The sequence below is a fragment of the Kluyvera sp. STS39-E genome (assembly GCF_040932435.1).
GTDB lineage: Bacteria > Pseudomonadota > Gammaproteobacteria > Enterobacterales > Enterobacteriaceae > Kluyvera.
Genome location: NZ_JBFQGA010000002.1, coordinates 379,762 through 401,016, shown reverse-complemented (window position 1 = coordinate 401,016; position 21,255 = coordinate 379,762). Strand labels below are relative to the sequence as shown.

General features: G+C 54.2%; 18 protein-coding genes and 1 other annotated feature. Of the genes, 12 read left to right on the top strand and 6 right to left on the bottom strand.

What is annotated here, in order from left to right; genetic code table 11:
* Window positions 1-85: 85 nt before the first annotated feature.
* Together acrR and mscK are read left to right on the top strand one after the other, a co-directional pair.
* Entirely contained in the window at window positions 86-730 is a 645-nt protein-coding gene (gene acrR, locus AB4K05_RS05445) for a multidrug efflux transporter transcriptional repressor AcrR (protein WP_368478977.1), read from the top strand.
* 127 nt (window positions 731-857) lie between these two features.
* Window positions 858-4,208 carry a mechanosensitive channel MscK gene (gene mscK / locus AB4K05_RS05440; RefSeq protein WP_368478976.1) on the top strand — a complete coding sequence of 1,117 codons (3,351 nt, stop codon included), beginning with the start codon at window positions 858-860 and terminating at the stop codon, window positions 4,206-4,208.
* A gap of 48 nt (window positions 4,209-4,256) precedes the next feature.
* On the opposite strand, the gene rsmS is transcribed toward mscK, so the two are convergent.
* Window positions 4,257-4,415: a pleiotropic regulatory protein RsmS gene (rsmS, locus tag AB4K05_RS05435; RefSeq protein ID WP_368478975.1), complete on the bottom strand. Its 159-nt coding sequence runs from the start codon at window positions 4,413-4,415 to the stop codon at window positions 4,257-4,259.
* 12 nt (window positions 4,416-4,427) lie between these two features.
* On the bottom strand, window positions 4,428-4,955 hold the full coding sequence (priC, locus tag AB4K05_RS05430) for a primosomal replication protein N'' (protein ID WP_368478974.1): 528 nt from the start codon (window positions 4,953-4,955) through the stop codon (window positions 4,428-4,430).
* A 67-nt stretch (window positions 4,956-5,022) separates the two neighbouring features.
* On the opposite strand from priC, the gene AB4K05_RS05425 reads away from it, so the two are divergent.
* The 9 genes from AB4K05_RS05425 to AB4K05_RS05385 all read left to right on the top strand — a co-directional run bounded on the left by AB4K05_RS05425 (window position 5,023) and on the right by AB4K05_RS05385 (window position 14,500).
* Complete coding sequence (locus AB4K05_RS05425; RefSeq protein ID WP_368478973.1) at window positions 5,023-5,400, top strand: DUF454 family protein; 378 nt, start codon at window positions 5,023-5,025, stop codon at window positions 5,398-5,400.
* Between the two features lie 149 nt (window positions 5,401-5,549).
* On the top strand, window positions 5,550-6,101 hold the full coding sequence (gene apt / locus AB4K05_RS05420) for an adenine phosphoribosyltransferase (protein WP_368478972.1): 552 nt from the start codon (window positions 5,550-5,552) through the stop codon (window positions 6,099-6,101).
* Between the two features lie 92 nt (window positions 6,102-6,193).
* Complete coding sequence (gene dnaX / locus AB4K05_RS05415) at window positions 6,194-8,125, top strand: DNA polymerase III subunit gamma/tau (protein WP_368478971.1); 1,932 nt, start codon at window positions 6,194-6,196, stop codon at window positions 8,123-8,125.
* Window positions 7,455-7,519: a sequence feature (DnaX frameshifting element), on the top strand. (Overlaps the previous gene by 65 nt.)
* Window positions 8,126-8,182: 57 nt before the next feature.
* A complete protein-coding gene (locus tag AB4K05_RS05410) occupies window positions 8,183-8,515 on the top strand; it encodes a YbaB/EbfC family nucleoid-associated protein (protein WP_052283815.1) in 333 nt (110 codons plus the stop codon).
* Entirely contained in the window at window positions 8,515-9,120 is a 606-nt protein-coding gene (gene recR / locus AB4K05_RS05405) for a recombination mediator RecR (protein WP_368478970.1), read from the top strand. The genes AB4K05_RS05410 and recR overlap by 1 nt, the downstream gene beginning before the upstream one ends.
* Before the next feature lie 108 nt (window positions 9,121-9,228).
* Window positions 9,229-11,103: a molecular chaperone HtpG gene (htpG, locus tag AB4K05_RS05400; RefSeq protein ID WP_368478969.1), complete on the top strand. Its 1,875-nt coding sequence runs from the start codon at window positions 9,229-9,231 to the stop codon at window positions 11,101-11,103.
* A 245-nt stretch (window positions 11,104-11,348) separates the two neighbouring features.
* Window positions 11,349-11,993: an adenylate kinase gene (gene adk, locus AB4K05_RS05395; protein ID WP_368478968.1), complete on the top strand. Its 645-nt coding sequence runs from the start codon at window positions 11,349-11,351 to the stop codon at window positions 11,991-11,993.
* A 176-nt stretch (window positions 11,994-12,169) separates the two neighbouring features.
* Window positions 12,170-13,132 (top strand): ferrochelatase, encoded by a 963-nt coding sequence (gene hemH, locus AB4K05_RS05390; protein ID WP_368478967.1) that lies wholly within the window; start codon window positions 12,170-12,172, stop codon window positions 13,130-13,132.
* Window positions 13,133-13,195: 63 nt separating this feature from the next.
* Window positions 13,196-14,500, top strand: a complete 1,305-nt coding sequence (locus tag AB4K05_RS05385; RefSeq protein WP_368478966.1) for an inosine/guanosine kinase — start codon at window positions 13,196-13,198, stop codon at window positions 14,498-14,500.
* 113 nt (window positions 14,501-14,613) lie between these two features.
* Here the strand turns inward: AB4K05_RS05385 and ybaL are convergent, their stop codons facing one another.
* Both ybaL and AB4K05_RS05375 read right to left on the bottom strand, forming a co-directional pair.
* A complete protein-coding gene (gene ybaL / locus AB4K05_RS05380; RefSeq protein WP_368478965.1) occupies window positions 14,614-16,290 on the bottom strand; it encodes a YbaL family putative K(+) efflux transporter in 1,677 nt (558 codons plus the stop codon).
* 256 nt (window positions 16,291-16,546) lie between these two features.
* Window positions 16,547-17,767 carry an MFS transporter gene (locus AB4K05_RS05375; RefSeq protein WP_368478964.1) on the bottom strand — a complete coding sequence of 407 codons (1,221 nt, stop codon included), beginning with the start codon at window positions 17,765-17,767 and terminating at the stop codon, window positions 16,547-16,549.
* A gap of 174 nt (window positions 17,768-17,941) precedes the next feature.
* Between AB4K05_RS05375 and ushA the strand changes: the two genes are divergently transcribed.
* Complete coding sequence (gene ushA / locus AB4K05_RS05370) at window positions 17,942-19,594, top strand: bifunctional UDP-sugar hydrolase/5'-nucleotidase UshA (RefSeq protein WP_368478963.1); 1,653 nt, start codon at window positions 17,942-17,944, stop codon at window positions 19,592-19,594.
* A gap of 164 nt (window positions 19,595-19,758) precedes the next feature.
* Here ushA and ybaK read toward each other — a convergent pair whose 3' ends face one another.
* Window positions 19,759-20,238 carry a Cys-tRNA(Pro)/Cys-tRNA(Cys) deacylase YbaK gene (gene ybaK / locus AB4K05_RS05365; protein WP_368478962.1) on the bottom strand — a complete coding sequence of 160 codons (480 nt, stop codon included), beginning with the start codon at window positions 20,236-20,238 and terminating at the stop codon, window positions 19,759-19,761.
* A 201-nt stretch (window positions 20,239-20,439) separates the two neighbouring features.
* On the bottom strand, window positions 20,440-21,234 hold the full coding sequence (locus AB4K05_RS05360) for a TraB/GumN family protein (protein ID WP_368478961.1): 795 nt from the start codon (window positions 21,232-21,234) through the stop codon (window positions 20,440-20,442).
* Window positions 21,235-21,255: the final 21 nt, after the last annotated feature.

Sequence of the window (21,255 nt, the reverse complement as noted above, 5' to 3'; positions counted from 1 at the left end):
CATTGCTGCGTTTGTATTATCGTCATACTATGGTACATACATTCATAAATGTATGTAAATCTAACCTCTGTAAATTCACCGACCTATGGCACGAAAAACCAAAGAACAGGCGCAAATTACGCGTCAACACATCCTAGATGTTGCCCTGCGGTTATTCTCACAGCAGGGGGTATCATCTACTTCACTGGCCGAGATTGCAAAAGCGGCCGGGGTGACGCGCGGCGCGATTTACTGGCACTTTAAGGATAAGTCGGATCTCTTTAACGAAATCTGGGCGTTATCAGAATCCAGCATCAGCGATCTTGAGATTGAGTATCGGGTAAAATTCCCGGACGATCCACTATCAGTCTTAAGGGAAATCCTTGTTTACATCCTAGAAGCAACCGTGGTTGAAGAACGCCGACGCTTGATGATGGAGATTATCTTTCACAAGTGTGAGTTTGTCGGTGAAATGGCGGTTGTGCAACAGGCACAGCACAATTTATGTATTGAAAGTTACGATAGAATTGAACAAGCGTTAAATGACTGTATCGTCGCGAATGCTTTACCGGCTAATCTATTACGTCGCCGGGCGGCAATTTTAACCCGTAGCTATATTTCCGGGTTAATGGAGAACTGGCTGTCTATACCGTCGGCGTTCGATCTGCGAGCTGAGGCACGAGCCTATGTGGCTATTTTGATCGAAATGTACCAGTTTTGCCCGACGCTGCGTGGAGATATCGACGCCTAGCGCGCCCTTTCCACACCCGGAAGAATCCTAGAATCTCCAGCTATTCGGCCGTTCTCTAAAGTGCTATTCTGCGCCGGTATTTATCTCCGGCTCGCTACCGGCTTTAACCACTACACGTGTTCACATTATGCTGCATAACATCCGCCCACGGGCCACGATCTCTGCATTTCTCATTGTTGCTGTCTGCTTCTTCTTCTCTATGGCCGTGGCGCAAGCCCGTGCGCTAAGCAGCGCCGATATTCCTGACCGTGCAGATGTTCAGGATCAACTGACTACGCTTAATAATAAAAAAGACCTGACGCCTCAGGATAAATTGGTGCAGCAGGATCTTAACGAAACGCTCCAGTTGCTGGATAAAATCGCTCGCATTAAGGACGAGTCTGCGCAACTGCAGAAACAGATTGAACAGGCGCCAGCCAAGTTGCGTCAGGCAACGGATAACTTGAATGCGCTGAGCGACGTTGATAATGATGACGAGACGCGTAAAACGCTCGCTACGCTGTCGCTTCGCCAACTGGAAGCCCGCGTTTCGCAGTTAGTTGACGATCTGCAGAATGCTCAAAACGACCTTGCGACCTATAACAGCCAACTGGTCTCATTACAGACCCAGCCGGAGCGCGTGCAAAACGCGATGAACTCAGCTTCACAGCAGCTTTTGCAGGTGCGCAATAGCCTTAACGGCGCCACCGCAGGAGATGCGCTGCGACCGACTCAGCAAACCATGCTGCTGGTGCAAAAGTCTCTGCTCGATGCTGAGATTGAACTGCAGCGTAAAAGTCTGGCGGGCAACACCGTCTTGCAAGATACCCTGCAAAAGCAGCGCGACTACGTAACCGCCTACAGCACTCGACTTGAACATCAGCTTCAACTGCTGCAGGACGCGGTTAACAGCAAGCGTTTGACCCTATCGGAGAAAACCGTTGCCGAGTCGGCCTCGCCGGAAGAAGCTGCTCATATTCAGGGCAACCCGCTGGTGAAGCAGGAGCTGGAAGTTAACCACCAACTGAGCCAGAAATTGATCACCGCCACGGAAAGCGGCAACCAGCTGGTGCAGCAGAATATCAAGGTGAAAACTTGGCTCGACCGTGCGCTGCAATCAGAGCAAAACGTTAAAGAGCAGATTGCGGTATTAAAAGGCAGCCTGCTGTTGTCGCGTATTCTCTACCAGCAGCAACAGACACTGCCGTCGGCCGATGAGTTGGAGGACATGACCACCCGTATCGCCGACCTGCGTCTGGAACAATTTGAGATTAACCAGCAGCGTGATGCGTTATTCCAGGGCGATGAATTCGTTGCCAAAATGGAAGAGGGGCACAGCGGTGAAGTGGACGCGGAAGTTCACGATGCGTTGTTGCAGATTGTCGACTCCCGCCGCGAAATGCTTGATTTAATCAACAAGCAGTTAGGCAACCAACTGATGATGGCCATCAACCTGCAGATTAATCAGCAGCAGTTGATGAGCGTATCCAAAAGCCTGAAATCGATTCTGACCCAGCAAATTTTCTGGGTGAACAGCAACAGGCCGATGGACTGGGACTGGATCAAATCCTTCCCTGAAGCGCTAAAAAACCAGTTTAAATCGATGAAAATCACCGTGAACTGGGAAAAAGCGTGGCCGGCGGTGTTTATTGCCTTCTTAGCCGGACTGCCGCTGTTGCTCATTGCCGGGCTTATCCGCTGGCGTCTCCAGTGGTTGCGTGATTATCAGGATAAACTGGGCAGTCAGGTCGGCAATCTGCGTAACGACAGTCAATTGCATACGCCGAAAGCAATACTCATCGATCTCATCCGCGCCCTACCGGTGGTGCTGCTGATCCTCGCGGCTGGCCTCGTGCTGCTGACCATGCAGCTTAATATCAGCGCATTGCTGTGGGCGTTTAGTAAGAAGCTGGCGATATTCTGGCTGGTCTTTGGCCTGTGCTGGAAGGTGCTGGAAAAGAATGGCGTTGCCGTGCGCCACTTTAATATGCCGGAGCAACTGACCAGCCACTGGCGACGTCAGATTGTCCGCATTAGCCTAGCGCTGCTGCCGCTGCACTTTTGGTCGGTAGTGTCTGAGCTTTCGCCGCTCAATCTAATGGACGATGTGCTGGGGCAGTTCGTTATCCTGCTGAACCTGCTGGCCATCGCCATCCTGACGTGGCCGATGTGCCGTGAAAGCTGGCGTGATAAAGAGTCGCACAGCCTGCGTCTTCTGACGGTAACCGTGCTGTCTCTGGTTCCACTGGGTCTGATGGTGCTGACCGCCACGGGCTACTTCTATACCACGCTACGCCTTTCCGGGCGCTGGATTGAAACCGTCTATCTGGTCATTTTCTGGAACTTGCTCTATCAGACCGTACTGCGCGGTCTGAGCGTCGCGGCGCGTCGTATTGCCTACCGTCGTGCGGTTGCACGCCGGCAGAATATGGTCAAAGAGGGCGCTGAAGGGGCGGAGCCGCAGGAAGAACCGACCATCGCGCTTGAACAAATCAACCAGCAGACGCTGCGTATCACCATGCTAGTGATGGTGGCGCTGTTTGGCGTGATGTTCTGGGCTATCTGGTCAGATTTAATCACCGTCTTTAGCTATCTCGACAGCATTACGCTGTGGCATTACAACGGCACCGAAGCCGGAGCCAGCGTGGTGAAAAACGTCACCATGGGGAGCCTGCTGTTTGCGATTATTGCTTCGATGGTCGCGTGGGCGTTGATTCGCAACCTGCCGGGGCTGCTGGAAGTGCTGGTACTGTCGCGCTTGAACATGCGTCAGGGCGCATCCTACGCCATTACTACCATTCTGAACTACGTCATTCTGGTTGTCGGCGCGATGGCGGTGTTCGGTTCGCTAGGCGTCTCGTGGGATAAACTGCAATGGCTGGCTGCGGCGCTATCGGTTGGTTTAGGTTTTGGTTTACAGGAGATCTTCGGTAACTTCGTTTCTGGTCTGATTATTCTGTTCGAACGCCCGGTTCGTATTGGCGATACCGTGACCATCGGTACCTTCTCCGGGACGGTCAGCAAAATCCGTATTCGCGCTACCACCATCACCGATTTTGACCGTAAAGAGGTGATTATTCCGAACAAAGCCTTTGTGACCGAACGCCTTATCAACTGGTCGCTCAGCGATACCATTACCCGTGTCGTTATCCGGCTTGGCGTGGCGTATGGTTCAGATCTGGATAAAGTGAAGGCGGTGCTGCTGCAAGCGGCAACCAGCCACCCGAAGGTCATGCATGACCCGGAACCTTCTGTATTCTTCACCACATTCGGTGCCAGCACCTTGGATCACGAACTTCGTCTGTATGTACGTGAACTGCGCGACCGTAGCTATACCGTCGATGAGTTAAACCGTACTATCGATCGTTTGTGCCGCGAAAACGACATCAACATCGCCTTCAACCAACTGGAAGTGCATCTGCACAATGAAAAGGGGGATGAGGTGACGGAAGTGAAGCGTGACGGCAAAAATGACGGTACGCCGCTTATTGCTGATTAACGAGAAGGGCGACAGGATGTCGCCCTTTTTAATGGTGGCGTAACAGACTCACGAAGCGTCTTGTGATGCTTTCAGCTTGTTGACATAGTCCGAGCGCACCATTTCCAGTGCGCTCAGCACTATTTCCGGGGCGATGTTGTTGCTTTCTAGCAGTTCAATAAGATCGACCGCCAGCTTGACGTCATCCGGGGCGTTTTCCAGCGACATACTTTCTCCTTTTTAGCGCGTCATTCGCGCCAGTATTCGTTCTATTTCCTGTAGCGCCTGCTGACAGCGCGCAATACGGCCGTCGAATGCGGTAATTTCACGGGCCAGACGCTGCTGATCATCAAGGGTCGTTGCCTGTTGATATTGCTGCTGGCGCTGCTGCTTCATTTCTAACAGACGACGTTCAAAGTCTTGAGTTTCCAGCCGCTTACGCTGCCAACGGCGCAGGCCCGGCGACGCGCTATCCCACACCCGCAATGACCAAGCTTCGCTCTCCCGACTAATGGCCTCAATCTGTGCGGCCAGACGCTCGGCAAGCCAGGCGACCTGCGGCAGCTGCTGTTGCTCAACGGCGTTTTTAAGCTCTTGAAAATTAGCCTGCGCCTCGCCAAGATAGGCCTGCATCTGCGTGCTTCTGGTGCGAAATAGCTGGCGGTCAAAACGGGCGCTCAGCGTGGCATGCGTGGCCTGCGGCGCGATACGCGCCTGCAAACGAGCAAGCTGTTGTTCCAGCGTTTGTAAAAGCAGGGCCGTTTTCACCAGGTTCTCCGTATTCATCTTGTCGGCTATGCTACATTAGCAGACTCATTCGATAACGATTCGCATTATGCAGCGTACTATTTTAATCATTATTGGTTGGCTGGCGGTAGCCCTAGGCACGCTGGGTGTCGTTCTGCCCCTGCTGCCGACAACGCCGTTTATTCTGCTGGCTGCTTGGTGCTTCGCCCGCTCGTCGCCGCGATTCCATGATTGGCTACTCTATCGCTCATGGTTCGGCGGCTATTTACGCCACTGGCAGCGCTATAAGGCGATGCCGCCGGGGGCAAAACCACGGGCGATTGTACTGATTTTACTGACTTTTGGTATTTCGCTGTGGTTTATTAATCTGCTCTGGGTTCGCCTGCTGCTGCTGGTGATTCTCTGCGCGCTGCTGATTTTTATGTGGCGGATCCCGGTGGTTGATGCAGGACAACAAAAGTCATGAACCGCATTAATGGTGTTGCAATTCGACGTGCGAGCCAGTAAATTCTGGCGTTTTCGAGCACAGGCGCGCCTGGTTAAAAGTTAATCATTTGTGATTTTTAATCCATTTTGCTCGCCTTGAGTAACACTGTTTCAATTAGGCACAAACCTATGACCGCAACTGCACAGCAGCTTGAATATCTGAAGAACAGCATCCAGAGCATCGAGGATTATCCAAAACCTGGGATCCTTTTCCGCGATGTCACCAGCTTAATGGAAGACCCAAAAGCTTACGCACTCAGCATTGAACTGTTGGTTGAGAAGTTTAAAAACACCGGCATCACCAAAGTGGTGGGCACCGAAGCCCGTGGTTTCCTGTTCGGCGCACCGGTAGCGCTGGCGATGGGCGTAGGTTTTGTTCCGGTTCGTAAGCCGGGCAAACTGCCGCGTGAAACCATTGCCGAAAGCTACGAGCTTGAGTACGGCACCGATCGTCTGGAAATCCACGTTGATGCCATCAAACCTGGCGACAAAGTGCTGGTGGTGGACGATCTGCTGGCAACCGGCGGGACTATCGAAGCAACGGTGAAACTGATTCGTCGTCTGGGTGGTGAAGTGCAAGATGCGGCATTCATCATCAACCTGTTCGATCTCGGCGGCGAGCAGCGCCTGGAAAAACAGGGCATCACCAGCTACAGCCTGGTGAATTTCCCGGGTCACTAAGCATTTCCCGAGACATAGCCTCGCCGATACGGCGGGGCTGTGATAGCATTACCCCTTCCAGAATCCACCTTCCAGCGTTTCAGAGCCAGCCAATGAGTTATCAGGTCTTAGCCCGAAAATGGCGCCCACAAACCTTTGCTGACGTCGTCGGCCAGGAGCATGTGCTGACCGCACTGGCGAACGGCTTATCGCTTGGGCGCATTCATCACGCATATCTTTTTTCCGGCACCCGCGGTGTGGGGAAAACGTCCATCGCCCGCTTACTGGCGAAAGGACTAAATTGCGAAACCGGCATCACCGCCACGCCGTGCGGCGTCTGTGATAACTGCCGGGAAATCGAACAGGGGCGCTTTGTCGATCTGATTGAGATCGATGCGGCCTCACGTACTAAAGTCGAAGATACCCGTGATTTACTGGATAACGTCCAGTACGCGCCCGCGCGCGGACGCTTTAAGGTCTATCTGATCGACGAAGTTCACATGCTCTCCCGTCACAGCTTCAATGCCCTGCTGAAGACGCTGGAAGAGCCGCCAGCCCACGTAAAGTTCCTGCTGGCAACCACCGATCCGCAAAAGCTGCCGGTCACGATTTTGTCCCGCTGCCTACAGTTCCATCTGAAGGCGCTGGACGTTGAACAAATCCGCCACCAGCTTGAGCACATCCTTGACGAAGAGCACATCAGCCACGAACCTCGCGCCCTGCAATTACTGGCGCGTGCGGCGGACGGCAGCCTGCGTGATGCGCTAAGCCTAACCGATCATGCGATAGCCAGCGGAGACGGCCAGCTCACCACCGAATCGGTGAGCACGATGCTCGGCACCCTTGACGATTCGCAGGCGCTGTCGCTGATTGAAGCGCTGGTTGCTGCCAACGGCGAGCGGGTCATGGAGTTGGTCAACGATGCCGCACTGCGCGGTAGCGACTGGGAAGCGCTGTTGGTTGAAATGCAAAGTCTGCTGCACCGAATTGCGATGGTTCAGCTGTCACCTGCGGCGCTGGGCAGCGATATGGTGGCGATTGAACAGCGGATGCGCAATCTGGCGCGTACGGTGCCGCCGACCGATGTTCAGCTGTACTATCAGACGTTGCTGATTGGCCGCAAAGAGCTGCCCTATGCGCCGGACAGGCGTATGGGGATTGAAATGACGTTGCTACGCGCACTGGCATTCCATCCGAATGCGCCGTTACCCGAGCCGGAAACGCCGCCGCAGGCCTTTGCGCCAGTAAGCGCGCCGCTGACACAACAGCCGCCGTCGATGCAGCCTTCTGCACCCGCTGCGCCGGCCCCATCGGCTGCGCTGCCTGATGCAACCAATCAGGTACTGGCCGCACGTCGCCAGCTCCAGCAGGGCACTCAGGGAGCAACCCAACCAAAAAAGAGTGAACCGGCAGCCGCTTCCCGCGCGCGGCCGGTGAATAACGCTGCGCTGGAAAGATTGGCTTCGGTATCCGAACGCGTTCAGGCGCGCCCGGCCCCGTCTGCGCTGACCAAGCCTGCGGCAAAGAAAGAGGCTTACCGCTGGAAAGCGACGACGCCTGCTGCAGAAGTGAAGAAAGAAGAAGTCGCGACGCCGAAAGCGCTGAAGAAAGCGCTGGAGCATGAAAAGACGCCTGAACTGGCGTTGAAGCTGATGGCGGAGGCCATTGAGCGCGATGAATGGGCGGCGCAGGTCGCTCAGATGGCGCTGCCAAAACTGGTTGAACAGGTGGCGCTTAACGCGTGGAAAGAACAAAACGGCAATGCGGTGTGCTTGCATCTGCGTCCGACGCAGCGGCACCTGAATTCCCCCGGCGCGTTGCAAAAGCTCGCCGAGGCGATGAACACTTTATACGGTGCGCCTGTTGAATTGACCATCGTTGAAGATGATAATCCGGCGGTGCGTACGCCGCTGGAATGGCGACAGGCCATCTATGAAGAGAAACTCGCGCAGGCGCGTGAGTCGATTATCGCGGATAATAACATTCAGACTCTGCGTCGATTCTTCGATGCGGACTTGGATGAAGAGAGTATTCGCCCCATTTGATTGTGAGCCTAGCTTACGATTGTCATCCTTTAACGTGACTTATTGAGAGAGAAGCCTATGTTTGGTGGTAAAGGCGGTCTGGGTAACCTGATGAAACAGGCCCAGCAGATGCAAGACAAAATGCAGAAAATGCAGGAAGAAATCGCTCAGTTGGAAGTGACCGGTGAGTCTGGCGCAGGTCTGGTTAAAGTAACCATCAACGGCGCGCATAACTGCCGTCGCGTTGAAATTGATCCAAGCCTGTTGGAAGACGACAAAGACATGCTGGAAGATCTGGTCGCTGCGGCGTTCAACGATGCGGCACGCCGTATTGACGAAACCCAGAAAGAGAAAATGGCTTCCGTTTCCTCCGGGATGCAGTTGCCGCCAGGCTTTAAGATGCCGTTCTGATGCAAACCAGCCCGCTGTTAACTCAGCTGATGGAAGCGCTGCGCTGCTTGCCGGGCGTTGGCCCGAAGTCGGCACAGCGCATGGCGTTTACTCTGCTGCAGCGTGACCGCAGCGGTGGTATGCGTCTGGCGCAGGCGTTAACGCGTGCGATGTCGGAAATCGGCCACTGTGCCGATTGCCGCACCTTCACCGAGCAGGAAGTGTGCAACATCTGCTCGAACCCGCGTCGTCAGGAAAATGGCCAAATCTGCGTGGTGGAGAGTCCGGCGGACATCTACGCCATTGAGCAGACCGGGCAATTTTCTGGCCGCTACTTCGTGCTGATGGGCCACCTTTCGCCGCTGGACGGCATCGGTCCGGACGATATCGGACTGGACCGCCTTGAGCAGCGTCTGGAAACAGAGCGGCTCACCGAAGTCATCCTCGCTACCAATCCAACGGTAGAAGGGGAGGCCACCGCCAACTATATCGCTGAACTGTGCGCGCAGTCTGGCGTTGAAGCCAGCCGTATCGCTCACGGCGTACCGGTTGGTGGCGAGCTAGAAATGGTCGATGGCACCACGCTGTCGCACTCTCTGGCCGGGCGCCATAAGATTCGTTTTTAATCAATCGGGAGCAGGATCACCTGCTCTCGCTTGAAATTTTCTCCCCCCATCCCCATTTCCCTCTCAACGCTTTTGTTACCTTGTAAATGGCATTGAGGTATTTTCGAAATGAAAGGACAAGAAACTCGTGGCTTCCAGTCTGAAGTGAAACAACTTCTGCACCTGATGATCCACTCTTTGTATTCCAATAAAGAAATCTTCCTGCGTGAGCTTATCTCTAACGCCTCGGATGCGGCGGACAAGCTGCGTTTCCGTGCGCTGTCAAACCCAGACCTGTACGAAGGCGACGGTGAACTACGTGTGCGCGTCTCCTTCGATAAAGATAAGCGTACGTTGACCATTGCCGATAACGGCGTGGGGATGAACCGTGACGACGTTATTGACCACCTAGGTACCATTGCGAAGTCTGGTACTAAATCGTTCCTCGAGTCTATGGGCTCCGACCAAGCAAAAGACAGCCAACTGATTGGCCAGTTTGGTGTTGGGTTCTACTCGGCGTTTATCGTCGCCGATAAAGTTACCGTGCGCACCCGCGCGGCGGGCGATAAGCCAGAGAACGGCGTATTTTGGGAATCGGCGGGCGAGGGTGAATACACCGTTGCAGATATCACCAAAGACGACCGCGGCACCGAAATTACCCTGCACCTGCGTGAAGGGGAAGACGAGTTCCTTGATGACTGGCGTGTGCGCTCGGTTATCAGCAAATATTCTGACCATATCGCTCTGCCGGTAGAGATTGAAAAGCAGGAAGAGAAAGACGGCGAAACCGTGGTTTCTTGGGAGAAAATCAACAAGGCGCAGGCGCTGTGGACGCGTAACAAAGCCGAGCTTAGTGACGACGAATACAAAGAGTTCTACAAGCACATCGCCCATGATTTCACCGATCCGCTGACCTGGAGCCACAATCGCGTGGAAGGTAAGCAGGAGTACACTAGCCTGCTGTACATCCCGTCGCAGGCGCCGTGGGATATGTGGAATCGCGATCACAAGCATGGTCTGAAGCTGTATGTGCAGCGCGTCTTTATCATGGACGACGCCGAGCAGTTCATGCCGAACTACCTGCGTTTCGTGCGCGGGCTGATAGATTCCAACGATCTGCCGCTGAACGTCTCCCGCGAAATTTTGCAGGACAGCACCGTCACCCGCAATCTGCGTAGTGCGCTGACCAAACGCGTTCTGCAAATGCTGGAAAAACTAGCGAAAGATGACGCTGAAAAATACCAGACGTTCTGGAAACAGTTCGGTTTGGTACTGAAAGAAGGCCCAGCGGAAGACAACGGTAACCAAGAGGCGATCGCCAAACTGCTGCGTTTTGCTTCTACCCATACCGATTCTTCCGAGCAGACCGTGTCGCTGGCCGACTACGTGTCACGCATGAAAGAAGGGCAGGAGAAAATCTACTACATCACCGCTGACAGCTATGCGGCGGCGAAGAGCAGCCCGCACCTGGAGCTGCTGCGTAAGAAAGGCATCGAAGTACTGCTGCTTTCTGACCGCATCGATGAGTGGATGATGAACTACCTGACCGAGTTCGACGGTAAGTCGTTCCAGTCCGTCGCCAAAGCCGATGAGTCTATCGACAAGCTGGCAGATGAAGTGGATGAAAGCGCGAAAGAAGCAGAAAAAGCGCTGACGCCGTTCGTTGAACGCGTGAAAACCCTGCTGGGTGAGCGCGTGAAAGAAGTGCGTCTGACGCACCGTCTGACCGATACGCCAGCGATTGTCACCACCGATGCTGACGAAATGAGCACCCAGATGGCGAAGCTGTTTGCCGCTGCGGGCCAGGCGGCGCCGGAAGTGAAATACATCTTTGAACTGAACCCGGATCACGTGCTGGTGAAACGCACCGCCGACACCGAAGACGAAGGGCAGTTTAAGGAGTGGGTTGAGCTGCTGCTTGATCAGGCGCTGTTCGCTGAGCGCGGTACGCTGGAAGATCCAAACCAGTTTATCCGCCGCATGAACCAGCTGCTGATTTCCTAAGGGACGAGGACGTCATGCCGGATGGCGCTAACGCTTATCCGGCCTACGTTTGGCGCAGATAGAGTAGGCCGGATAAGGTGAATACACCGCTATCCGGCTTTTTTTCGCCTAAAGCTGCTATTTTCCCGCTATTCCCACCGTTAACCGTTTCAGCGCGGCCCCTCTTCCTTGAGCGAATTGCGTGATGGTGGTATCTTTTAGCGCTTTTTAAAAAAATATCGACAACCTTTGAGGGGATTTTCGCAATGCGTATCATTCTGCTTGGCGCACCTGGCGCAGGTAAAGGAACTCAGGCACAGTTCATCATGGAGAAATATGGCATTCCGCAAATTTCCACCGGTGATATGCTGCGCGCCGCCGTTAAATCTGGCAGCGAGCTGGGCAAACAGGCTAAAGACATCATGGACGCGGGTAAACTGGTGACCGACGAACTGGTTATCGCGCTGGTAAAAGAGCGTATTTCCCAAGAAGATTGCCGCAACGGTTTCCTGCTGGACGGCTTCCCGCGCACCATTCCGCAGGCTGACGCCATGAAAGAAGCGGGCATCAACGTTGACTACGTTCTGGAATTCGACGTTCCTGATGAGCTGATCGTTGACCGTATCATTGGTCGTCGCGTTCACGCGGCATCTGGCCGTGTTTACCACATCAAATTCAACCCGCCGAAGGTTGAAGGTAAAGACGATGTGACCGGCGAAGAGCTGACCACCCGTAAAGACGACCAGGAAGAAACCGTGCGTAAACGCCTGGTGGAATACCATCAGATGACCGCGCCGCTTATCGGTTACTACTCCAAAGAAGCGCAGGCGGGTAATACCAAGTACGCCAAAGTTGACGGTACTCAGGCCGTGGCTGACGTACGCGCTGAGCTGGCAAAAATCCTCGGCTAATACCGAGCGTGCCGGATGGCGGCATAAATGCCTTATCCGGCCTACGATTATTTTGTAGGCCTGATAAGCGCAGCGCCATCAGGCAAAAATTCTCACCTTACCTCTTACAGCAATTAGTTTTTCTTCCTCACTTTTCCGCTACAATTATCAACAATTTAAATCGATAAGAGGCGGTAATGCATTTTAAGAAACCCGGTATTCTGCTGGTTAACCTCGGCACCCCTGACGCGCCGACGCCGGGCGCGATAAAGCGTTACCTGCTGCAATTCTTAAGCGACCGTCGCGTGGTCGACACCAATCCGCTACTCTGGTGGCCGCTGCTGCGCGGCGTGATCCTGCCTATTCGTGCGCCCCGCGTAGCGAAGCTGTACCAGTCCGTGTGGATGGAGGAAGGTTCGCCACTGCTGGTATACAGCCGTCGGCAGCAACAGGCATTGGCCGCGCGTTTGCCGGATGTTCCGGTGGTATTGGGCATGAGCTACGGTACGCCGTCGCTGCAAAGCGCGGTGGATGAACTGTTGGCGCAGGGCGTTGACCAGCTTGTCGTATTGCCACTTTACCCGCAATATTCCTGCTCGACCGTCGCCGCCGTATGGGATGAGTTGGCGCGTATTTTGGCGAAAAAACGCGCCATTCCAAGCGTCTCTTTCATTCGTGACTACGCCACGGATCGTGATTATATTCAGGCGCTGGCCGCCAGCGCGCGCGAGGGGTTTGCACGCCACGGCGAGCCGGAGCTTTTGCTACTCTCCTACCACGGCATCCCGCAGCGCTATGCGCATGAAGGCGACGATTACCCGCAGCGCTGCCGCGATACCACTCGTGAGCTTGTTTCTGCGCTCGGCATTTCGCCTGACAAGGTGATGATGACTTTCCAGTCGCGCTTTGGCCGTGAGCCGTGGCTGACTCCCTACACCGATGAAACGCTGAAAATGCTGGCGGAGAAAGGCGTGAAGCACATTCAGGTGATGTGTCCGGGGTTCTCCGCTGACTGCCTAGAGACGCTGGAAGAAATTGCGGTACAGAACCGTGAGCTATTCCTTGAAGCCGGCGGGCAGAAATACGAGTACATTCCGGCACTCAACGATGATGCCGCGCATATCGACATGATGGTGAATTTGACCGCGTCGTATCGCTAATCGCAAGTGGGCGGGGGAGTGTGCTACTATTCCCCGCCTGTTAACTGCCATCCATAAATCACCATGAAATTTCCCGGTAAACGCAAATCTAAACATTACTTCCCGGTGGACGCGCGCGATCCGCTGCTCCAGCAGATTCAGCCCGAAAGTGAAACCAGTGCCTCCTGGGTTGTCGGTATCGACCAGACGCTGGTGGATATTGAGGCCAAAGTCGACGACGCGTTTATCGAGCGCTACGGTCTGAGCGCCGGGCATTCGCTGGTGATTGAAGACGATGTAGCGGAAGCGCTGTACCAGGAGCTGGTGCGCGAAAATTTAATTACCCATCAGTTTGCCGGCGGCACCATTGGCAACACCATGCACAACTACTCGGTGCTGGCGGACGACCGCTCGGTGCTGCTGGGCGTGATGTGTAGCAATATTGAAATTGGTGGTTACGCCTACCGTTATTTGTGCAATACCTCCAGCCGTACCGACCTCAACCATCTGCAGGGCGTTGATGGCCCGATTGGCCGCTGCTTTACGCTGATTGGCGATGCGGGAGAACGTACCTTTGCGATAAGCCCTGGGCACATGAACAAACTGCGCCCGGAGAGTATTCCAGAATCTGTCATCGCCGGGGCATCTGCGCTGGTGCTCACCTCCTACTTGGTGCGCTGCAAACCGGGCGAACCGATGCCGGACGCCACCATGCAAGCTATCGCCTACGCGAAAAAATATGACGTGCCGGTGGTGCTAACGCTGGGGACCAAGTTCGTTATCGCCGACAGCCCTGAGTGGTGGCAGAGCTTTATCAAAGAGCACGTGTCGATTCTGGCGATGAATGAAGAAGAGGCCGAAGCGTTAACGGGCCTCAGCGACCCGCTGCAGGCGTCAGATAAAGCGCTGGACTGGGTTGATCTGGTGTTATGTACCGCTGGGCCGACCGGGCTGTACATGGCGGGGTTCACCGAAAACGACGCCAAGCGTAAAACGCAGCACCCGCTGTTGCCAGGAACGATTGCCGAGTTTAATCAGTATGAATTTAGCCGCGCGGTGCGCTTTAAAGACTGTCAGGACCCGCTGCGTATTTACTCGCATATCGCGCCGTTTATGGGCGGACCTGAGAAAATCATGAACACCAACGGCGCAGGTGATGGCGCGCTGGCGGCGCTGCTGCACGATATTACCGCCAATGCCTACCACCGCAGCAACGTGCCCAATTCCAGCAAGCATCAGCATAGCTGGCTGACCTATTCGTCGCTGGCGCAGGTGTGTAAGTATGCCAACCGGGTGAGTTATCAGGTATTGAACCAGCATTCACCGCGCCTGACGCGCGGCCTGCCGGAAAAAGAAGATAGCCTCGAAGAGGCGTACTGGGAACGATAATCCGCTCAAGGCCTACAATGACCATCATTGTAGGCCTGATAAGCGTAGCGCCATCAGGCAATATCGGCGCACACTATTGCCGGATGGCCGCTTCGCCTTATCCGGCCTACGATTTATCCGCTAACCGCCTCTTTTAACGATGGTGAGCTCAGCAGTCCCAGCATGGTTTTAGCAATTTCCCGCTCGCCCATCACCACCTCATTCGCTCCACGCTCGCTGATATAAGCCACTTCATCGTCATAATGCGCACGCGCGATAATCTCAAGGTGTGGGCATTTCTCACGGGCGCTGGCAACAATTTCCCCCGCCTCGTAGCCGTTAGGAATGGTCAGCAGCAGCCAGCGCGCGCAGTCGAGGTGCGCCAGCGCCATGATTTCTTCATTGGCCGCGTTGCCCAGCACCGCGCGAATGCCGCGCTCGCGCAGCTCATCCACGCGGGTGCGTGAAGTTTCAATCACCACCAACGGGATCCCTTGCGCCATCAGCTTCTCGCCTAGCAGGCTGCCGACGCGCCCATAGCCGACCAGCAGCGCATGGTTGCAGATATCCACCGGGATCTGTTTTTCATCTTCCAGCGCCTCTTCCAGCGTTTGCTCCTCAAGAGTTTCCGTTTTCTCGAGGTATTTCTCCAGCACCGAGAACAGTATCGGGTTAAGCATAATGGAGAGGATAGCTCCTGCCAGCACCAGATTTTGCCCGGCCTGCGGCAGCAGATTCAGCGCCATGCCGAGGCCCGCCAGGATAAAGGCGAATTCACCAATTTGCGCGAGGCTGGTGGCAATCGTCAATGCGGTACGCTGAGAGTGACCGAACAGGCGCACGAGGCCGAATGCGGCGAGAGATTTGCCGAAGACGATGATAGCCAGCGTCGCCAGCACCGCCAGCGGCTGCTCAATCAGAATCAACGGGTCGAACAGCATGCCGACAGAGACAAAGAACAGCACCGCAAACGCATCGCGCAGCGGCAGCGTATCGTGCGCGGCACGATGGCTCAGCTCAGACTCATTGAGCACCATGCCGGCGAAGAACGCGCCCAGCGCGAAGGAGACGTCGAACAGCTCAACGGCACCAAAGGCAATACCCAGCGCCAGCGCCAGCACCGAGAGGGTAAACAGTTCGCGAGAACCGGTGGCAGCGCTGCGTGCCAGGATCCACGGCACCAAACGGCGGCCTACCAACATCATGATGGCGATAAACGCCACGACCTTACCGATGGTGATAGCCATATCGATTGCCAGAGAGGCAAAACCAATATTCTCTTTTTCCATCATCCCGGCAACGGCAGGCAGCAGAACCAGCGTCAGCACCATCACCAGATCTTCGACAATAAGCCAGCCGATGGCGATTTGCCCCCGCTGGCTATCAATAAGTTGGCGTTCTTCCAGCGCTCGCAGCAGCACCACGGTACTGGCGGTAGAAAGACACAGACCAAAAACGATACCGGTCATTATCGACCAGCCTAAGAAGTGGGAAAGCAGCATCCCCAGCAGTGTGGCAACCGCGATTTGGGCAATCGCGCCGGGAATGGCTATCGACTTTACCGCCATCAGGTCCTTAAGCGAAAAATGAAGACCCACGCCAAACATCAGCAAAATCACGCCTAGCTCTGCCAGCTCTGGTGCAAGCTGGGTATCAGCGACAAATCCTGGAGTAAACGGTCCGGCCAGTACGCCCGCTAACAAATAACCTACCAGTGGTGAAATTCGTAATTTATTGGCAATCATGCCAAGGAAAAAAGCGAGCACAAGGCCACCAACAATGGTGGTGATTAGCGGTGTGGCGTGATGCATTCCGTCTCCTTTCGTCGTGATGCGTGGTTCCATTTTTGGTGCAGAGTGTTCAAAACAACCTGAAAACCAAAAAGCCTGATAACAGTTTATGACAATTTTCACTATTATGTTTGTGAATAATTCTTGAATTTAGCTAAAAAGTTGAATTTTTGAGAGTAAATGGCACAAAAGTGAAAGCTGGGTACGGGAAGTCAGGCGGGAGGCGAGTTTGCGGAGAGATGACGGCAGCCAAAATAATACTTTGGCTGCCTATAACTTAGTGTTTTTGCCGGTTATCAGGTAAGAATATGGTCAACATCCCAATAAGTGGTAGGAAAGCACATATTTTGTAGACCAATTCAATGCTGGTATGGTCGGCAATCAGCCCCAACACCGCGGCACCCAAGCCTCCCATGCCGAAAGCGAAACCGAAGAATAGCCCGGAAACCATGCCGATACGGCCTGGTAAAAGCTCCTGTGCGTAAACCAAGATGGCAGAAAACGCGGATGCGAGGATAAATCCAATAATGACCGTCAAAATACCGGTCCACCACAGCGTGGCGTAGGGTAAAAGAAGCGTAAATGGCGCAACGCCGAGGATAGAGCCCCAAATAACATATTTACGACCGATTTTATCACCGACAGGCCCGCCAATCACCGTGCCTGCGGCAACGGCAAACAGGAAGGTGAATAAATGAATCTGGGCATTTTGTACCGATAATCCGAATTTTTGTATCAGATAAAAGGTGTAATAGCTGCTAATACTCGCCATATAGAAGTATTTCGAGAAAATCAGCATTAACAGGATAGAAACGGCGAGAATAACCTTGTTCTTCGGCAGCGGATTAACGATCGGCGCTTTAGGTTTCCCTTTGTTCATACGATGCTGCGCGGCATACCAACGGCTGACCTGCGCCAGAACCACAATCGCCAGCAGGGCGGCGAGCACAAACCAGGCAACGTTGCCTTTGCCATAAGGCGCGATGATGACTGCCGCCAGCAATGGCCCCAGCGAGCTACCGAAGTTACCGCCCACTTGGAAAATAGACTGTGCCAGACCGTGACGACCACCGGAGGCCATCCGCGCCACGCGAGAGGATTCGGGATGAAATACCGAAGAACCGGTGCCTACCAAAGCCGCGGCTAATAGCACCATCTCGAAACTGCCCGCCAGCGCCAATAGCACAAGGCCAGTTAAGGTAAAGCACATGCCCACCGGCAGCGACCACGGCATCGAGCGCTTATCGGTGATGTAGCCGATAACCGGCTGGAACAGCGACGAGGTGAGCTGGAAGGTTAGAGTGATCATACCGATCTGCACAAACGTCAGTGAAAACTCCGACTGCAGCAATGGGTAAATCGCCAAGATCAGCGACTGGATCATATCGTTTAACAGGTGGGAGAGGCTGATTGCTCCCAAGATGCGAAACGAGGTGCGGCCCTGTTGCGAAGACGCAGAAGGGCCAGGCCGGGTAGGGCTGGTTTCAGAAATTGCCATAGATTCCACTTGTATTTAATCGAGCGATGTTGGGGATATACGCTTTAATAATAATTATCAGACTAAGATACCTGCCTAAGACGTTTGAAGGAAGTCTCATTTCTGAAAAGAAATTCGACTATTATTTCATAGCGTCGTAATTTCTGCGGTTGTTATTCACTCAGGGAGAGAATTATGCGATTCGTCAAACGGGGCGTGGCGTTGGCGATGCTGGCGGCTTTATCGTTAACCAGCTTACCGGCACAGGCTTATCAACAAGATAAAACTTATAAAATCACCATTCTTCATACCAACGATCATCACGGGCACTTCTGGCGCAGTGAATACGGTGAATACGGTTTGGCCGCGCAAAAAACGCTGGTGGACGGTATTCGTAAAGAGGTTGCGGCGGAAGGTGGTAGCGTACTGTTACTCTCCGGCGGCGATATTAATACCGGGGTGCCAGAATCGGACCTGCAGGACGCCGAACCCGATTTTCGCGGTATGAACCTCGTGGGCTATGATGCGATGGCCGTCGGTAACCACGAATTCGATAACCCGATGAGCGTGCTTCGCCAACAGGAGAAATGGGCAAAATTCCCGTTTCTCTCGGCTAATATCTATCAAAAAAGCACCGGCGAACGCCTGTTTAAACCTTGGGCGCTGTTTAAGCGTCAGGACCTGAAAATTGCCGTCATCGGTTTAACCACCGACGACACGGCGAAAATCGGCAACCCGGAATATTTTACCGATATCGAATTCCGCAAACCGGCGGAAGAAGCGAAGCTGGTTATCCAAGAATTGCAGCAAACCGAGAAGCCTGATCTGATTCTGGCTACCACCCATATGGGGCACTACGATAACGGCGATCATGGCTCCAACGCGCCGGGTGACGTAGAGATGGCGCGCAGTCTGCCAGCAGGCTCACTGGCGATGATTGTGGGTGGTCACTCACAAGATCCGGTATGCATGGCTTCCGAGAATAAAAAGCAGGTCGACTATGTGCCGGGCACCCCGTGCGCGCCGGATAAACAAAACGGCATCTGGATTGTTCAGGCCCACGAGTGGGGCAAGTACGTCGGTCGCGCTGACTTTGAATTCCGCAATGGTGAGCTAAAGCTGGTTCACTATCAGCTGATCCCCGTTAACCTGAAGAAAAAAGTGACCTATGATAACGGGCAAAGTGAGCGCGTACTCTACACGCCACAAATCCCGGAAAACCCACAGATGCTGTCGCTGCTGACGCCGTTCCAGAGCAAAGGCAAGGCGCAGCTGGATGTTAAAGTCGGCAGCGTCAACGGGCACTTGGAAGGCGACCGCAGCAAGGTGCGCTTTGTGCAGACCAATATGGGGCATCTGATTCTGGCGGCGCAAATGGCGCGTACTAGCGCTGATTTCGGCGTGATGAGCGGCGGTGGCATTCGCGATTCAATTGAGGCTGGGAATATTACCTACAAGAGCGTGTTGAAGGTACAGCCGTTCGGTAACGTGGTGGTCTATGCCGACATGAGCGGGAAAGAGGTGGTTGAGTATTTGACCGCCGTGGCTCAGATGAAGCCGGATTCCGGCGCCTATCCGCAGTTTGCGAACGTCAGTTTTGTGGCAAAAGATGGGCAGCTTCAGGATCTGAAAATCAAAGGTGAAGCGGTTGATCCGGCGAAAACTTACCGTATGGCAACCCTAAGCTTTAACGCCACCGGTGGCGACGGCTATCCGAAGATCGATACCAAACCGGGATACGTGAATACCGGCTTTATTGATGCTGAGGTATTGAAGCAGTATATCGAGCAAAACTCACCGCTGGATGTGAATGCTTACGAACCGAAAGGGGAAGTGAGCTGGCAGTAGGTTCGGCGCTGCCGGATGGCGCACCTTGCCGGATGGCGGCGTAAACGCCTTATCCGGCCTACCGTATTGTAGGCCTGATAAGCGCAGCGCCATCAGGCAGTTAGGCGCACATTGTCGGATGGCGCGTGCGATGTCATCAGGGGTGTAACATGAAAATCGCGTTATCAATCCCGGCGCGCAATATCCGCAAAGGTTGCGCCGAGGATTTTGGCCAAATCGCCCGCGGCCAGTTCAATATCCAGCCCACGCTTCCCGCCCGAGACATAAATTGAGGTAAATTCCTGCGACGGCGCGTCAATCACCGTTGGCAGGCGTTTTTTCTGTCCCAGCGGGCTGATGCCCCCGACCAGATACCCGGTCACGCGCTGAGCCACCATCGGGTCGGCCATATCCACTTTTTTCGCGCCAAGCGCTTTGGCCACTTTTTTCAGATCCAACTGCCCGGCAACCGGCGTGACCGCCACGGCGAGCTGTTTCATATCGCCGTTGATGGCAACCAGTAGCGTTTTATAAACCTGATCGGCATTAAGCCCTAATTTGCGCACCACTTCGTCGCCAAAATTGGTTTCGTTTGGATCGTGATCGTAGGTGTGGATGCTGAATGGGATTTTGTTCTTTTCGAGTAACTTAACGGCGGGAGTCATAACCTTCCTTCTTACCACAAACGAGATATGCCCCCAGCATACGCCCTAAAATGGACTAAAAAATAGTATAATCTTGCGCATTAGATCTTGGCAGTTGCGGTAACTTTGAGCGACAATCGAAAGATCCGGAGTGAAAACTTCGGGATAATAATAATGATGAAATTCCTCTTTGACGGGCCAATAGAAATATTGGCCATTTTTTTATTTCAACATCTGCGGCAGATTCCCCTCTCCGTATAAATGCAGAGCGCCCACGGCGACAACGTAGCGCCCCGGCGGCAGCGCCAGCAGCGCGTCGCGCCAAGCTTCATTGCGTTTCACCATCAACACATCGTATAACGACTGGCTAAAAGTATTCGGCAGCGTACTCATGGAATTTGACGGCGGCTGCTGTAGCCACCAACCGATCATGACCTGCAGCAACCGCGCGTTGGTGTGCCAGTGGGTTAACGTATCGTCAAGCAGCGCCATCCCGCCATCAGGCAGTTGGCACAGTAGGTTAATCTGATTGTCTGCCCCTTCAAGCTCCTGCACCGGCAGCCCGTTTGCGCGTGCCGCTGTTAGCATCTGGTAATCAATGCCGTAGTCGGGACGCAGACCCAGCCGCTGCGCTTGAGTTGCCTGTAGCACCATCGCAATTTGCCATAGCGGCTGGCTGTCGAAACGAAAGAGCGATAATCCCTGCTCGTTGACGCGATTTTCCAACTCGGATAGCTGCGTCTCGCTCAGCCTTTCGGCCAGAGGAGGGCAGACGGGAAGGTCCGTAAACGGTGTTTCGCTGCCGGAAATATCGGCTTCGACGATCAGTGCGTCGGCCTGACGCAACTTCTTTATCAGTTTGGCGGGAAGCGGGGCCATATCGCGGGTCCCCATATGAATACTGCCGACCAGGTGTAGATGTCTGCCACCGGGCAATGTCACGTCGAGCGCAGGCCAGCTATAGGGTTCACCGCGCAGGGCGCGCCACAGGCGTTGAAGTTGATTTTGCAGGTTCATCCGCGCTCCCTGGAAGGAAAA

What these genes read in the sequence shown, in the direction of transcription:
- acrR (WP_368478977.1), top strand. Translation starts at nt 86, where the DNA reads ATGGCACGAAAAACCAAAGAACAGGCGCAAATTACGCGTCAACACATC.
- mscK (WP_368478976.1), top strand. Translation starts at nt 858, where the DNA reads ATGCTGCATAACATCCGCCCACGGGCCACGATCTCTGCATTTCTCATT.
- rsmS (WP_368478975.1), bottom strand. Translation starts at nt 4,415, where the DNA reads ATGTCGCTGGAAAACGCCCCGGATGACGTCAAGCTGGCGGTCGATCTT.
- AB4K05_RS05425 (WP_368478973.1), top strand. Translation starts at nt 5,023, where the DNA reads ATGCAGCGTACTATTTTAATCATTATTGGTTGGCTGGCGGTAGCCCTA.
- apt (WP_368478972.1), top strand. Translation starts at nt 5,550, where the DNA reads ATGACCGCAACTGCACAGCAGCTTGAATATCTGAAGAACAGCATCCAG.
- dnaX (WP_368478971.1), top strand. Translation starts at nt 6,194, where the DNA reads ATGAGTTATCAGGTCTTAGCCCGAAAATGGCGCCCACAAACCTTTGCT.
- AB4K05_RS05410 (WP_052283815.1), top strand. Translation starts at nt 8,183, where the DNA reads ATGTTTGGTGGTAAAGGCGGTCTGGGTAACCTGATGAAACAGGCCCAG.
- recR (WP_368478970.1), top strand. Translation starts at nt 8,515, where the DNA reads ATGCAAACCAGCCCGCTGTTAACTCAGCTGATGGAAGCGCTGCGCTGC.
- htpG (WP_368478969.1), top strand. Translation starts at nt 9,229, where the DNA reads ATGAAAGGACAAGAAACTCGTGGCTTCCAGTCTGAAGTGAAACAACTT.
- adk (WP_368478968.1), top strand. Translation starts at nt 11,349, where the DNA reads ATGCGTATCATTCTGCTTGGCGCACCTGGCGCAGGTAAAGGAACTCAG.
- hemH (WP_368478967.1), top strand. Translation starts at nt 12,170, where the DNA reads ATGCATTTTAAGAAACCCGGTATTCTGCTGGTTAACCTCGGCACCCCT.
- AB4K05_RS05385 (WP_368478966.1), top strand. Translation starts at nt 13,196, where the DNA reads ATGAAATTTCCCGGTAAACGCAAATCTAAACATTACTTCCCGGTGGAC.
- ybaL (WP_368478965.1), bottom strand. Translation starts at nt 16,290, where the DNA reads ATGCATCACGCCACACCGCTAATCACCACCATTGTTGGTGGCCTTGTG.
- AB4K05_RS05375 (WP_368478964.1), bottom strand. Translation starts at nt 17,767, where the DNA reads ATGGCAATTTCTGAAACCAGCCCTACCCGGCCTGGCCCTTCTGCGTCT.
- ushA (WP_368478963.1), top strand. Translation starts at nt 17,942, where the DNA reads ATGCGATTCGTCAAACGGGGCGTGGCGTTGGCGATGCTGGCGGCTTTA.
- ybaK (WP_368478962.1), bottom strand. Translation starts at nt 20,238, where the DNA reads ATGACTCCCGCCGTTAAGTTACTCGAAAAGAACAAAATCCCATTCAGC.
- AB4K05_RS05360 (WP_368478961.1), bottom strand. Translation starts at nt 21,234, where the DNA reads ATGAACCTGCAAAATCAACTTCAACGCCTGTGGCGCGCCCTGCGCGGT.